The organism is Bacillus sp. 7705b (assembly GCF_002289525.1).
GTDB lineage: Bacteria > Bacillota > Bacilli > Bacillales > Bacillaceae > Bacillus > Bacillus halotolerans.
In genome coordinates, this window is the sequence record NZ_NSDH01000015.1 from 226,207 (window position 1) to 239,079 (window position 12,873).

General features: G+C 41.2%; 17 protein-coding genes, 1 tRNA gene and 1 pseudogene. 4 read left to right on the forward strand and 15 right to left on the reverse strand.

Annotated features, from left to right (window positions below):
- Positions 1-45 precede the first annotated feature (45 nt).
- From comGG to CJU60_RS06460, 9 genes are all read right to left on the reverse strand, one after another.
- Positions 46-420 (reverse strand): competence type IV pilus minor pilin ComGG, encoded by a 375-nt coding sequence (comGG, locus tag CJU60_RS06420; RefSeq protein WP_095713272.1) that lies wholly within the window; start codon positions 418-420, stop codon positions 46-48.
- Positions 421-804, reverse strand: a complete 384-nt coding sequence (gene comGF, locus CJU60_RS06425; RefSeq protein ID WP_038954226.1) for a competence type IV pilus minor pilin ComGF — start codon at positions 802-804, stop codon at positions 421-423. It abuts the gene before it with no gap.
- A 25-nt stretch (positions 805-829) separates the two neighbouring features.
- A complete protein-coding gene (gene comGE / locus CJU60_RS06430; RefSeq protein ID WP_095713273.1) occupies positions 830-1,177 on the reverse strand; it encodes a competence type IV pilus minor pilin ComGE in 348 nt (115 codons plus the stop codon).
- Positions 1,161-1,592 (reverse strand): competence type IV pilus minor pilin ComGD, encoded by a 432-nt coding sequence (gene comGD, locus CJU60_RS06435; RefSeq protein WP_024122044.1) that lies wholly within the window; start codon positions 1,590-1,592, stop codon positions 1,161-1,163. The genes comGE and comGD overlap by 17 nt, the downstream gene beginning before the upstream one ends.
- Entirely contained in the window at positions 1,582-1,878 is a 297-nt protein-coding gene (gene comGC / locus CJU60_RS06440; protein WP_010334925.1) for a competence type IV pilus major pilin ComGC, read from the reverse strand. The genes comGD and comGC overlap by 11 nt, the downstream gene beginning before the upstream one ends.
- A gap of 13 nt (positions 1,879-1,891) precedes the next feature.
- Positions 1,892-2,929 (reverse strand): competence type IV pilus assembly protein ComGB, encoded by a 1,038-nt coding sequence (gene comGB / locus CJU60_RS06445; RefSeq protein WP_095713274.1) that lies wholly within the window; start codon positions 2,927-2,929, stop codon positions 1,892-1,894.
- Complete coding sequence (gene comGA / locus CJU60_RS06450) at positions 2,916-3,986, reverse strand: competence protein ComGA (RefSeq protein ID WP_095713275.1); 1,071 nt, start codon at positions 3,984-3,986, stop codon at positions 2,916-2,918. The genes comGB and comGA overlap by 14 nt, the downstream gene beginning before the upstream one ends.
- A 321-nt stretch (positions 3,987-4,307) precedes the next feature.
- The gene (locus CJU60_RS06455; protein WP_095713276.1) at positions 4,308-4,718 is read right to left on the reverse strand and encodes a CBS domain-containing protein; all 411 of its coding nucleotides are present in this window, start codon (positions 4,716-4,718) and stop codon (positions 4,308-4,310) included.
- A 62-nt stretch (positions 4,719-4,780) separates the two neighbouring features.
- A complete protein-coding gene (locus CJU60_RS06460) occupies positions 4,781-5,734 on the reverse strand; it encodes a magnesium transporter CorA family protein (RefSeq protein WP_095713277.1) in 954 nt (317 codons plus the stop codon).
- 143 nt (positions 5,735-5,877) lie between these two features.
- On the opposite strand from CJU60_RS06460, the pseudogene CJU60_RS06465 reads away from it, so the two are divergent.
- A pseudogene (locus CJU60_RS06465) lies at positions 5,878-7,207 on the forward strand (hemolysin family protein).
- A gap of 80 nt (positions 7,208-7,287) precedes the next feature.
- Here CJU60_RS06465 and CJU60_RS06470 read toward each other — a convergent pair.
- Complete coding sequence (locus tag CJU60_RS06470) at positions 7,288-8,127, reverse strand: STAS domain-containing protein (protein ID WP_024122051.1); 840 nt, start codon at positions 8,125-8,127, stop codon at positions 7,288-7,290.
- 96 nt (positions 8,128-8,223) lie between these two features.
- On the opposite strand from CJU60_RS06470, the gene CJU60_RS06475 reads away from it, so the two are divergent.
- Positions 8,224-8,294 (forward strand) — tRNA-Gln (locus tag CJU60_RS06475).
- Positions 8,295-8,359: 65 nt separating this feature from the next.
- Here the strand turns inward: CJU60_RS06475 and mgsR are convergent.
- On the reverse strand, positions 8,360-8,740 hold the full coding sequence (gene mgsR / locus CJU60_RS06480) for a transcriptional regulator MgsR (RefSeq protein WP_026014741.1): 381 nt from the start codon (positions 8,738-8,740) through the stop codon (positions 8,360-8,362).
- Positions 8,741-8,973: 233 nt separating this feature from the next.
- Between mgsR and CJU60_RS06485 the strand changes: the two genes are divergently transcribed.
- Entirely contained in the window at positions 8,974-9,219 is a 246-nt protein-coding gene (locus CJU60_RS06485; RefSeq protein WP_003226300.1) for a DUF2626 domain-containing protein, read from the forward strand.
- A 39-nt stretch (positions 9,220-9,258) separates the two neighbouring features.
- Here CJU60_RS06485 and CJU60_RS06490 read toward each other — a convergent pair whose 3' ends face one another.
- A complete protein-coding gene (locus tag CJU60_RS06490) occupies positions 9,259-9,894 on the reverse strand; it encodes an MBL fold metallo-hydrolase (protein WP_024122052.1) in 636 nt (211 codons plus the stop codon).
- A gap of 156 nt (positions 9,895-10,050) precedes the next feature.
- Between CJU60_RS06490 and CJU60_RS06495 the strand changes: the two genes are divergently transcribed.
- Positions 10,051-10,224 (forward strand): DUF2759 domain-containing protein, encoded by a 174-nt coding sequence (locus tag CJU60_RS06495; protein ID WP_010334935.1) that lies wholly within the window; start codon positions 10,051-10,053, stop codon positions 10,222-10,224.
- A gap of 32 nt (positions 10,225-10,256) precedes the next feature.
- Here the strand turns inward: CJU60_RS06495 and CJU60_RS06500 are convergent, their stop codons facing one another.
- The 3 genes from CJU60_RS06500 to CJU60_RS06510 form a co-directional block, all read right to left on the reverse strand.
- A complete protein-coding gene (locus CJU60_RS06500) occupies positions 10,257-10,571 on the reverse strand; it encodes an MTH1187 family thiamine-binding protein (protein ID WP_010334936.1) in 315 nt (104 codons plus the stop codon).
- Positions 10,572-10,574: 3 nt separating this feature from the next.
- Positions 10,575-11,633, reverse strand: a complete 1,059-nt coding sequence (locus CJU60_RS06505; RefSeq protein ID WP_095713279.1) for a YqgU-like beta propeller domain-containing protein — start codon at positions 11,631-11,633, stop codon at positions 10,575-10,577.
- 67 nt (positions 11,634-11,700) lie between these two features.
- Positions 11,701-12,831: a M14 family metallopeptidase gene (locus CJU60_RS06510; protein WP_095713309.1), complete on the reverse strand. Its 1,131-nt coding sequence runs from the start codon at positions 12,829-12,831 to the stop codon at positions 11,701-11,703.
- Positions 12,832-12,873 lie beyond the last annotated feature (42 nt).

Genomic DNA, 12,873 nt, shown 5'->3' on the forward strand with positions numbered 1-12,873 from the left:
TGAAGTGTTGGCTCACACGACTTTTTTTATACACATACCGCTGGTTTATTCTGTCCAGCTCAGCAGTTTTTTCTGATTTTGATCGAACAGCAGCTGAGCGCTTTTTTCTGTTCCCGACCCTGTGATAGCTTTAAGAGTGATTTCTTGCTGTTCTTTTATGGTTTTTTTGCGAATGTCATAAGATACATGTCCATATTGAAACTGCTGTGAACCCTTTCGGCCTGGTCTGTGCTCAAGTATATGCCTGATGGATAGAAGCGCGCCATTTTGCAGCAGATTTTCTCCTGTGTAATACTCTTTTGTTTCCTTCTCAAACATATGGCGTGAAACAAATTGAGGAGCGGTGAAATTCACAATCAGCATCACAAGGGCAAATGTAAAAAGAACGGCCGGATAGATAAACCCTTTTGAGTAGTACATTCACCCACCTCCTAACGACGTATATACCGGAAAAGCGGTTTGATACTCTTTATCATTCTCATTCTTGACTTTCAGCCAAAGCATCCCGTTTTTAACCCCGGCTTTCATTGTTTTAATATGATCAAGAATCGGAACATGTCCTTTTCCGTCTACTCTTTTTCTGATCATTGAATGGTAGATTTCAAAACGGACCTCTTGCCCTGACAGATTTCTGCAGATTAAGACGCTGCCATGCTCATCTGTCTGCACTGTCTGCGACTGCTTGCACTCATTCATGATCTGCTCTACCGAAATGACCCATTCCCGCTGCATGAAGCCCTCATTCTCCTGTTGACGTGACAAAAATAGATGAAAGAATATCGCTAACGATCCTGATATGAGCAAATAAGCAGAGAGCGAAAATAATACATTAAGAAGCGTATAGCCAGTCTGTCCGCAAAATGCTGAGGCAAAATGGCTTGTCTTTATAGGCGTCTGATGTGATGCATACGTTTTGATACTCTCCCTCCTCCTCCCATGTCATCGAGTATTTGCTATTGTTCATCGAAACAGTTTGCGACGAATTTCCTTTTCCTGTAAGCATATATTTGCCTATGCTTTCATTGACAAGCTGATAACCCATTTCTCTCGACTCCGCTATATGTTCATCAGCTATCAGCTTGTTCCACAACGGCACGATCGTCAGAAGCATAAAGAGCCATATGCTGAGGGCAGCCATTGTTTCAATTGTAGAAAAGCCTTTATTTTCTCTCCACATTCACTCTTCCGCTCCCTAAATAAACTGTTATGTCATAGGCGGCACGCCCTTTTATACGGATTTTCCCGCCTATATTCGGGTGCCCTTTCTCGTTAAATTCCAAGCGGTCTTTTAATGTCAGTAACTCTGCCGAAAGCCCGTTATGATAAGTACGGTCTATAACAGTGTCACCTATGATTAATTGATATTTTTTCTCTTGAAAAAGAATTTTTGTTCTTTGATGATTGGAAATTGCGGTCTGCTGTGAAAGTAAAATATCGTTTTTCAGCTGGGATACTGTCTGTCGTAATGCTGTATTTTCATAAATAGGAGGAAGCGTGGTAAACACCGCAATCAGCATAATAGAGGCGAGGCTTAAAACAAGCAGGCTTTCTAAAAGGGTGAATCCAGCTTCCCCTTTTAATTTAATGTTCAACCTTAACCTCCCCGCCGGTAATGATAATTTGCTTTCCATTTGGACAAACCGCATCTTTTTTCACATAACCTTCTGCCTGTAAATCGCCGAGGCTTGGTGTCTTCCCGTCATGATCGAGTTCATATGCTGTTACCTGCGCCTTTATCATGTTTTGCAGGCCTTCACAGCCCTTTTTCTGAATGGTTTGATTATGTTTTGTTACATTCGGTATGGTGATCAATAGCAAAATAGAAATAATAAAGAGCACGATCAGCATTTCCACAAGTGTAAACCCTTTCTCATTCATCCGCCTCTTCCTTTCACATTTGATTCATCATCTGATACATAGGCAGGAGCATCGATAGATAAACAATTAAAATCATCCCTGCGACAAATCCGTAAATAATGGGCTGAAGAATGCCTGTCCATTTTTGTGACTTGTCCTCAAGCCGCTGCAATATAAACTGGCTGTATGTGAAGAGTTCCCGATCCAAGCGGCCGCTTAGCTGGCCATGAGATATCACTTTTGAAAAATCATTTTCGTAAAAAGGCCGTTTGTATAAAGCAGCTTCAATGGTTTCACCGGCTTTTAACCGTTCAATCATTTGTTCAGCTTCATGGCGGTAAAAAGGGAGAAACGTTTGATGCCTAAATGCTTTCAAACTGTCATAAATAGAAAGACCTGATGCTAGCAGACTGCTCAGCTGTAAAGAAAAAAAGTAGCTGTTAAACAGCCTGACCAGCTTTCCAAACAAAGGAATGCTTACGCAAATGAGCATTTGATGGTCAGGGGATTTTTTCTTGAACACAAACCAATAATAAAGACCTATTCCTGCAGCCAAAATGGCCATTAATATGGACACAGCATCAAGGTGCTGAAAAAACGCAAAAATGATGTCTGTTGTGCGTGACGTTTCTACATTCATCGATTGATAAATACCGGAAAACTGAGGGATGATGATGTTTTGCAGCATATAAAGCATGACAACAACGGTAAAGATGAGGAAAAGAGGATATCGCAACACCCTTTTTATCTGTTCTGCCTGGCTTGCTTTTCGTTCCAGCAGCTCTCCGCTCTGAATCATGGAAGCCGGCAATTCCCCATGTGTTTCAGCAAAATAACAACTACCGACGGCTTCCTTATGAAATGACAAGCTTTTTAATACATGGTAAAACGATTCCCCTTCTCTCAACCGGCTTATTGCGTTAGCCAAGTCCGCCAGCTGCCTTTTATTCATTTGCAGCTGCATCAGGCGCAATCCGTCTAAAAGACTGTATCCGCCCGCTGTCATTTCACCCAGCCTTTTCAGTAAATAGGCTTGATCCTTTAACGGCCAAACTCTTCTAATCTGTTTCATGATAAACCCACCGGTCATAGTTGTTTGTCGTTAAATAGCCGAGCGCAATCCCTTTTCTTATAATTTGACGCAGCGTTTGATATTGGTAATTTGCATTGTCCCCTTTCGCTTCCTGGATACACTGCTGAAGGTTTTTCCCATAAAGCAGCTCGTATACGCTTGCTCTCCTGACATTTCGTGACAGGCGGCAATACACTGATGAACATCCGTCTTCACAAAACGGGCAAGCCAAATCAACTAAACGCTGAGCCGCTATCGCAATAACCGTTTGCTCGATTTCATTCATATTAATGCCAAATTCAAGCAGCCTGTAAATCGCGCCCTTCGCATCTCTCGTATGAAGGCTCGTCAGCACTAAATGACCAGTCATCGCTGCCCGCACCGCAATTTGGGCTGTTTCAGCGTCTCTAATCTCACCTAAGATGATCATATCGGGGTCATGGCGCAAAATAGCCTTCAGCCCTGTGGAATATGTGACACCGGCTTTTTCATTCACCTGCACTTGAAGAACATCTTCATCCCTCGTTTCCACTGGATCTTCAAGTGTGACAATGTTTCGATTAAAATGTTTTTTTGCATATTGGATCAGAGAATATAATGTTGTTGTTTTCCCAGAGCCTGTTGGTCCGGTAAAAATCAGCATGCCGTGGGAGTGTTTTAAAAATGAAAGCAAGGTGGCTCCTGTCTTTGGGAATAAAGACAGTTTGTCAATCGAAGGGATATTATACTGAGGCATCACTCTGATGACGAGGCTTTCTTCGTTAATTGTCGGGAGCGTTGACATCCTTAAGTGAACGTCACCCTCTTTTAATTTTAGAGTAAGAGATCCATTTTGCGGCTTTCTTCTTTCCCCTATGTCCATAGCTGAGAGAAACTTAAAATGAGAAATGAGTCTTACACACTCTTCTTTTTTCATGTTTCGCTTTTTCAGCAATGCATGGTCAACCCGAAAATGAATGATTGCGTCCCGTTCCCTCGGCACAATGTGAATGTCAGAGGCCTTCGTCCTATATGCCTCTTCAATTAAAGTTTTGCTTATTTTTTCTATCGAATCCAATTTGATTCCCTCTCCTTTCAAAGCGTATTGTAGAAAAAGAAGACATGGTAATCAAACAAAGAAAATGTGTTTTTCTGATGTATTTACAACCTAAAAAAACATTTCGCTCCTACCAAAAATAGAAATTCAGCTATATGTATCACATCATTTTCAATTTTAATAAGGATTTGAAAAGAGATTGATGGACAGATGTACGCAGTCCGGCTCTGGCACCCAAAGAGGGATTTATAAATCGGAGTTTGATGCTTTCTAAAATTGGCGAATCAGTTTATTGTATACAAAATAAAAAGGAAGAGGCAGTTACCTCTTCCAAACTGTTTGTTATGCTGATTTAGAAATTTCACTTAATGCTTTTCCGGCTTTCTGGTCTGTGTCTTTCTTAACGGAAAGGTCGCCTAACGCAACAATACCCGTTAAACGTTCATTTTCAAGAATCGGTAAACGGCGGATTTGATGCTCTGCCATGAGCTGACTCGCTTCATCAGCAGACATATCAGGATGACCGGAAACGATTTCGGTGCTCATGATATCACTTGCTTTCGCTTCTATTTGATCTTCAGCTAAGCTTCTGGTGACAATGTCCCGATCAGAAACGATGCCTTGAAGTCTGCCGCTTCCACAAATTGGAATAGAACCGACATTGGAGTCTTTCATCTTTTTGGCTAGTTCAGTGACTGATGCGGTTGGCTCACAGCATTCTACATTCGCAGTCATGATATCTCTTATTTTCATTTCAATTCCTCCTTTACCGTGTTCTATTTATTCTTTATCCGCTGCACAAAAAATGAAACATTCTACAGTATCCGCCGTTTTCGAGATTTCTTTTTATCCTTCCGTTCCTGCAGCATATCTCCCGTCCAGCCTTTCTTCTTCAAATATAGGTAGATTAAGACTGTAGAAGTGATAATCAATAAGAGAGAAAAGACATAACCGTATTTCCAATTCAGCTCAGGCATCACGGAAAAGTTCATCCCCCAGAGGGCACCGAGTGCTGTAACCGGCGTAAAAAGCGTCGTGAAAATGGTCAGCGCTTTGAATATTTCATTTCCCCTGTGAGAGGTAATGACTTCCTCTGAATGCAACAGACTATTAAGCTCCCCTTCAAATTCGCTGATGTATGTAAACCCCCTGTCAATTTTGAGTTGTATCCGCTGATAAACCTTTTTACTATCATTTTGGAGCAAAAAGGTTTCTTTCAATGCCATTTCAATTTTTTTAGCGCTTAGGATTAAGTTTTTCCAGACCATCAGCTCATGGTGCAGGAGATGAACACGGTTTAAAATGCTTTTGCTATTGTCGTCTTTGATTTGCCATCTGAGTTTTCTCAGCTTTACTTCAAATTCATCTACACCGATTAAATACGCATTCATTAACTCGCCGAGAAGGATCAAAAATCCCTCCATGGTACTATCCGCTCTCTCCATTTGCTGGACAACTTGTTTTCCCTTAATCCCCTCCAAAATCGCAAAATCAAAGTTAATTGTGAAAAAATATTGCCTAGTAATATAGAAATGAAAAACGGTATGGTCTTTTTCCTCGCCAAGCCCCTGATCATATACGATCGAGCCAAATACCGCTTCATTCTCAGCTTCTGTTGTATCCACGCGCAAAAAGTTAATATGATGATTATTTTCAAACCACTTTTCACATTGCGGCCAATGAGAAAAATGGATCAGATCTCTTGCCTTATCTCTTTCCTGAGGCCCCATTTGGTACCAAAACCAATCCCCACCTGTATGTACTTTCATGTTACGATCCTCCAGACTTTTATTCTTTTGTTCTTTAATTGCCCAAGGAGAAGCATTCCTAAACCATTTAGGCACTTCATCACATGTTTTGTGAGCTTTTGCCGGTGGTATGGAATGTAGAAAGACATCGGAAAGGGAGGTGCATGCCTTCCTTGGAGAAGGCAGTTTATTTTGGAATTTATCAATTTATTAGCAGTCGCGTTTTTAATTTTGTTAACGGGATTTTTTGTCGCCGTAGAATTTTCGATCGTAAAAGTCCGACGATCCAGAATTGATCAGCTTGTCGCAAAAGGCAAAAAAGGCGCTAAAGCGGCAAAACATGTGGTCACTCATCTTGACGAATATTTATCAGCCTGCCAGCTGGGCATCACGGTCGCAGCTTTAGGACTCGGCTGGCTGGGTGAACCGACTGTACAGACTCTGCTTCGTCCGCTCTTTCATAAGGCAGGTTTAAACGAGTCGCTTACCCATCTTCTTTCCCTTATTATCGCCTTTTTAGTGGTCACGTATTTAAATGTCGTCATCGGGGAACTGGCACCGAAGAGCTTCGCGATTCAAAAAGCAGAAAGCATTACGCTGATGCTCGCGAAACCATTAATCTGGTTTTATAAAATCATGTTTCCGTTCATTTGGCTCCTTAACCAGTCTGCCAGAATGATCACAGGACTTTTTGGGCTGAAGCCGGCATCAGAGCATGAACTGGCTTATACGGAGGAAGAGCTTAGAGTACTGTTGACCGAAAGCTATAAAAGCGGAGAAATCAGAAAAAGCGAATTAAAATATATGAATAATATATTTACATTTGATAAACGAATGGCAAAGGAGATCATGGTCCCGCGAAACGAAATGGTCAGTTTGTCTATTGAGGATGACTCGATTCCAAGCATGCGGGAAACGGTTAAGCAGACCAAATATACCCGTTACCCGGTTGTAAAAGAAGATAAAGATAACGTCATCGGCGTGATCAATATGAAAGAAGTGCTGTTTTCATTGCTGACGAAAGATTTTTCTTTTCAGAAGCACAAAATTGAACCCTTCATACAGCCCGTCATTCATGTCATTGAGACCATTCCGATTTACAAATTACTCATCAAAATGCAAAAGGAACGCACTCATATGGCGATTCTTATTGATGAGTATGGCGGAACTTCAGGATTGATCACCGGCGAGGATATTATTGAAGAAATTGTAGGAGAAATACGTGATGAATTCGATGCAGATGAAGTGCCTCATGTTCGAGAGCTGGGAAAAGATCATTATTTATTAAATGCGAAGTTATTAATCAGTGACGTGAATAACCTGCTTGGAACTGATTTATCAGATGCTGAAGTCGATACGCTCGGAGGCTGGTTTCTCACACAAAACATAGACGCCGAGCCTGAAAGTGTCATTGAATATGACGGCTACTCATTCAAGGTAAAAGACATCGACAGTCACCATATTTTGTTTATCGAAGTAAAAAAAGCTGAATAGCCCTAGCACAGGCTGTTCAGCTGTTGCTTCTCTTCATTGTTGAACGTACTTCAAAAAAAATACATCCCTTAAGGGACATCTTAAGATTCTTCTATCTTAAATCCTTTGTTGGCTAAAGCTTTAGCAAGACTTTGCTCTGTTTTCACATTCGAAAAATCTAATCCGAGCTTCACAACAGTCTGGGCGATTTCAGGCCTGATTCCTGAAATAATCGTCTCAATGCCCAGCAGTTTGGTGCTGTCAATCACTTTAAAGATTTGATAGGCAACCATCGTATCGACGATGGGAACACCGGATATATCTAAAAATAAATATGAAAGCTTTAACGCCGAGCATTGGGCCAAAACGGATTCCAAAATGGTTCTCGCTCTGTACGTGTCAATTTCACCAACAAGGGGAAGAATCCCAATCTCTTTAGAAATCGGCATAATCGGTGCGCTCAATTCATTGATCATTTCTTTTTGCGCATTTAATTGGATCACCGTGACCTGATGATATTCTTCTGTAAATACCTCGATAATCTCATCAATCGTTTGATTCAAAATCTTGCTCCACTCAAATATCTCCTGAATGCCGATTTCTTGGGAAGAAGCGGCTTCGCTGAAGTCTTGAATCCATTGCCACATGATGTGCCTGAAAGCGTTAAACTGACTGACACTTTCCGTCACGGTCACTTCATGAACAGCACGGTCTCTGGCACATTGAAGTGACCATTGGTTAAGCTGATCCTTCACCTCTTCTTTTCTAATGGATTTTGCTACAATGGCTACCAATGATTCATGCTGCTCTTTTAATTTTCGTTCTAATTTTTGCTGATCTTTTGCAGAATACAGCAAACTTCCTTTTAACGTGCATGTTTCCAGCCATTGGAGTGTAATGTCTTCTTTGTGCTCTGTTAAATACTGTTCTAGAGCTTTCATTTCAATCGGTTACCTCCTGTGAAGTTTATCTTTCAAAAAGTGTATGATTGATATGTATAACTTGTCTCACGTTACACATACTATTTTTATATTCAATGGGCTATAGCCAAGCGGTAAGGCAATGGACTTTGACTCCGTGATCGTTGGTTCGAATCCAGCTAGCCCAGTTTCTGAACCGTGAAAAACCGAAGATAAGCTGATTCAAGCAAATCAGCGGATCTTCGGTTTTTCATCATGCAGATTGATGAACCGTTTTCTTTTTCGATAACTTTAACAGTTCTCCCGGATTGTATCCGATAACAAGCTTCCTGTTGTCCACGAGAATCGGACGGCGCAAAAGCTTCGGTTTCTCAATTAAAAGTTCCAGCACTTCGTTTACAGTCATATCTTCAATGTTTAAATTTAAATTTTTGAAGGTTTGGCTTCTTGTTGCTAAAATTTCGTCAATTCCTTCTGTCGTTAAAGATAAAATATACTTTAATTCATCCATCGTTGGAGTTTCTCTGAATAAGTGCCGTTCGTTAAATTCAATCTGGTGCGCTTTGAGCCAATGTTTTGTTTTTCGGCATGACGTGCAGCTTGGGTATGAGTAAAAAGTTAATTGTTCCATTATGTTTTTTCCTCCTCCAGTTAACGATCTCTTTGTAGAATAACTACCCGTAACAATTTTTCTTTAAACCATTTATCGAACTTTTTTTCGGTTTATTTCTAAAAAACCGCACATATAATAGAAAACGCAATCAAAGGGTTAAATACCATTTTTCATATTAATAATGAAAATGTTTACATTTTTGTCCGTAATCTATTATAATAACAGTCAGAGGGACTCTCGGGAGGGGATAAAAAATGAATCGCATGTTCCGGGTGTTAGGATTTTGGACGGGAATATTTGCAGTCATGTTTTATTTAGGTGATATGAAAGATGCTTCCCTTTTATTTTTTGGACAGACGATCTTATTTGTGTTTCTATCGTATTTGAATTTAACAGAACGGATGTACATTTATATCTTTGGCGCTTATTTAACCATCTTCTTTGCCGGCTTCACATACTATTCCATTTTTATTATGGTACCAGGCGGCGGAGGACATTAAAGGCAAAAAGAGACAAACCTCATCGGTTTGTCTCTTTTTCTATAATGAAAAACCATTTAAAAACGGATTTTGATCCTGCTCAGTCTGCACGTCAGTTTCAGGGCCATGTCCGCTTAACACCAATGTGTGCTCCGGCAGCGTAAGCAATTTTTCATGGATAGACGTCAGCAGCGTTTCTTGGTCGCCTCCATGTAAATCTGTACGGCCTATCCCGCCTTGAAACAGGACATCACCGGAAATCACCAGGTCGGCATCCTTCACGTAATATGAAACGCTTCCCGGGGAATGTCCCGGTGTAAATAGCGTCTCCAGATGGAAAGGCCCAATATTCAGCTCACCGTCCCCTTCAATCAAATGATCTGCCGGCTTAGCTGTCACTTCTATCCCTCTCAGCATTCCTGAGCCGTTTAATGAGGCATCTGTAAGCCAATTCTTTTCATTTTGATGCAGATAGACAGGAATATCCCATCTGTCTCTCACGTCATCCAGCGCCCCAATATGGTCAAAATGGGCGTGTGTCAGTAAAATGGCTAAAGGCGTTAATCCTTTTTCTTTTATGTATTGGTTGATTTTATCTCCTTCGCCGCCCGGATCAAAAATCAGGCATTGATCATCACTGATTAAAAAATATGCATTCGCTTGAATCGGTCCTACAGGCATTCTTCTCCATTTCACTTTTCTCACCTCTTTCCTTTTTATGCTCCTATTATGAGGGTTTTTGAAAAAAGATTCAAACAATCGCTATGAAAACGCTATCGACAAACACACTGAAAACGGGTAGAATAAAAATGGAAAGAATTGCAGGTTTTTCAATGTAAAGGGGGCTGCGTAATGTTACTTGTCGTGATTTTCGGCCTTGTCGCTCTTTTCGCTTTATGGGGAGTCTTGCGTTCTGTGAAAAACAAAAACATACTTGGATTTTTATTAGCCGGAGCCACCTTGTGTGTGTTTGGCTGGTTTACAGTGATGACGGTGATAAACAGCGGTTATCCTACTGCACATTAAAACCTGTATCCAATGGGATACAGGTTTATTTTTTATTGCTGTAAATGTTTATTCACGCTTTCTATTTTACTTTCAAGCGTCGTTTTTTTGTCCCGTCTGTCATCGATGCGAATGTTGGTCGCCACTCTGTGAAGCCCTTTTTGGAACGGCGCTTCGTGAATCGCCTGAATCACAGTAAAAAGGTCGCTGAGTTCGCCTTCAATCAGTGTGTTCATTGGTGTCAGCTGATATTTGATTTTCCCTTCTGCCTTGTAGCCCTCTAAAATTTTCTGCACATCCGCCACGTAGGCGCTCACACTAGGTGTTTCTGTTCCGATTGGGATAATGGTTACATCTGCGATAGCCATTAATTATTCCATCTCCTTTTTATCAATGATGATTGGCTTCATTTCATGTGATATTAATGAAATTATGCGCTCAAAATGAAAACCGTACAACGCATATTTTCCATTCGGGGATACTTGGATCGGCTTCATTTCAGGCAAGGTAAGAAGATCCTGCGCCTTTCCCGATTTCATATCGATCGCTGACAGCTTATATGCGTCCCCGCTTTCTTTAAACGTGTAAAACAGACCGCCAGCCTCATCAAAATCATACTCCATCGGAGCCAGACTTGTATATTTGGTTTGGAGCGGCCATTCTGCTGTAACTGCTTCACCATTCAATTGCGGTGATGTAAATTTATACAAGCCGTTCTCTCCGGAATCTGCTTTGACGGTAAAGTTCATATTATGAAAAGAATCAAAGTAAAGGACATCCTCCTCCAGCTTTTTCTCCTCTTCAGAAGCAATATCATACGTATACAAAGGGCCTTCTTTATCGTTTCTTCCCTCTTTTAGATAGTCAAATGTGTCTTTTGAGGTCCAATGGACAAACGGTACCTGTATTCGACTTAAAGCAGACTTGTCTTTTTTGGCATCCACGTGATATGTATTGAAGTCCCAGTTTTCAGTGAATACCGTGACCATCATTTGATACGGATCATACTGATTCCATGCTGCCTCCAGCTCGTACGTTTCGTATTCTTTCTGGTACAGCTTCTCCCCTTTTTGATTCAGCAAAACTACTGCTGTCTGTTGGCTATGCGTGATCTGCAGCAGAATCATCTGTTTCTTGGGATTGATTTGAACATCAACGATTTGACCATCCGTCTGATAGAGCTTTTTCGTTTTGCCATTAAAGATTTGATATGCAAGAAGCTCTGTTTTTGTCGGATCTGAGGCTGTATACAGAATGGTGTTGTTATTGAGCCAGCCTTCCGCTCCGTCCGCTTTTCCTGCTGGCAGCGGAACAATCTCTTTTTCCTCACTTTTTGCCGTCGCTGCCTGTTTTTGCTGCTGATGAGATGGTTCGCATGCCGATAAACAAACTAGCAATGCTGACAGCAGAATCAAACAAACTGATCTCATCAGCCTCCCCCTCCGATCATATTTATTGTCCCATATTTGATACGGCACGAAAAAGAAAAAGTTTCAGTTATTCAGGAAAAAATAACGACCTCCATAAGATCCCGCTTGTCGCCTTGTAAATATGTGAAAACTGCTCAAACGGCAAGGGATTTTGACCTTTTCCAAGCTCCACCGTATAACCTTCCTTAAAATAGTGATGAATAAACCAGTCGCGGAATCCCGCATAGCTGTCAATATCCTTGACTCCTTTATAAATGTTTCCGCTTATCGTCTCAAAATCCTTTATTACTGCAGCCGATTCTTCGGGCTCAAGGCCTTTATATCCCCAATAGATTTCTTCTCCTTGAGTGTGAAGGGCCACCAGCCTGTCAGGCGGATCCGCTGTTATCAGCTGCTGCATCGCAATGGATTCCGGCTCCGTGAGCGGAGAAGTTCCGGGAAAATCTCGGTAGCTGGGCGTTTTTGGTTTGCGGTACTTTTCAATTTCCCATAAAGACGGGAATTGTTTATTTAAATCAACTCCGTTAATATTTGCTTTCCATTCATTAAAATTCGGACGATGGCAGTTTAGTCTATCAAGTTCATCTCTCCTGTCTCCCATGCCCGCTGATCCGTGTAAGACAAGATCAACGCCATCCGGATTCACAAGAGGAACAAGAGACAGAGAGGTTCGGCTGAACAGCTCCAAAGGAGTAAAACCAAAGAAATTCGTATTATGACATAAAGAAAGGCAATATTCCTTCAGCCACTTCAGCAGTACAGACGTGGTAATCCACTCATTTGCATGAAACGATGCATTCATGTGAACTTTTTTGGAGGTATGCTCTCCCCCAACTGCCAGCTCCCAGATCGGCCTGCCTAAAACGGAACGTCCGATTTCCCGGCATGAAACAAACGGAAACACATTGATTATTTTTTTAATTTCCTCTTCGGCAGCAAGAAAGTCATAGATTTTTTCTTGCTCCAGCCAGTCATCAGCAGGCTGCAGCTGCAGCGGGTGTAAAAAGCGCTTTACTTCCTGAATGGATTGAAGCTCCTTATCAGTGCTTTCTTCAATCTTATAACCCGGACAGTACAATTGATGTTTCTGTGCTGTTTGATTGGCACTTCTAAGCAATGTCTCATCTATCTTCAGTTCTCTTGCCAATAAAGTGTAATTGTATTTGATCTCAGGTTTTATCGTAATAAACGCCATCATCATCCCCCTTTTTGTTACTATATGACGGCGTTTTTTAAAAAA

Coding starts and splice junctions, on each gene's coding strand:
- comGG (WP_095713272.1), bottom strand. CDS start 420: ATGTACTACTCAAAAGGGTTTATCTATCCGGCCGTTCTTTTTACATTT.
- comGE (WP_095713273.1), bottom strand. CDS start 1,177: ATGTGGAGAGAAAATAAAGGCTTTTCTACAATTGAAACAATGGCTGCC.
- comGC (WP_010334925.1), bottom strand. CDS start 1,878: ATGAATGAGAAAGGGTTTACACTTGTGGAAATGCTGATCGTGCTCTTT.
- comGB (WP_095713274.1), bottom strand. CDS start 2,929: ATGAAACAGATTAGAAGAGTTTGGCCGTTAAAGGATCAAGCCTATTTA.
- CJU60_RS06455 (WP_095713276.1), bottom strand. CDS start 4,718: ATGAAAATAAGAGATATCATGACTGCGAATGTAGAATGCTGTGAGCCA.
- CJU60_RS06460 (WP_095713277.1), bottom strand. CDS start 5,734: ATGAAAGTACATACAGGTGGGGATTGGTTTTGGTACCAAATGGGGCCT.
- CJU60_RS06470 (WP_024122051.1), bottom strand. CDS start 8,127: ATGAAAGCTCTAGAACAGTATTTAACAGAGCACAAAGAAGACATTACA.
- CJU60_RS06485 (WP_003226300.1), top strand. CDS start 8,974: ATGAATCGCATGTTCCGGGTGTTAGGATTTTGGACGGGAATATTTGCA.
- CJU60_RS06495 (WP_010334935.1), top strand. CDS start 10,051: ATGTTACTTGTCGTGATTTTCGGCCTTGTCGCTCTTTTCGCTTTATGG.
- CJU60_RS06500 (WP_010334936.1), bottom strand. CDS start 10,571: ATGGCTATCGCAGATGTAACCATTATCCCAATCGGAACAGAAACACCT.
- CJU60_RS06505 (WP_095713279.1), bottom strand. CDS start 11,633: ATGAGATCAGTTTGTTTGATTCTGCTGTCAGCATTGCTAGTTTGTTTA.
- CJU60_RS06510 (WP_095713309.1), bottom strand. CDS start 12,831: ATGATGGCGTTTATTACGATAAAACCTGAGATCAAATACAATTACACT.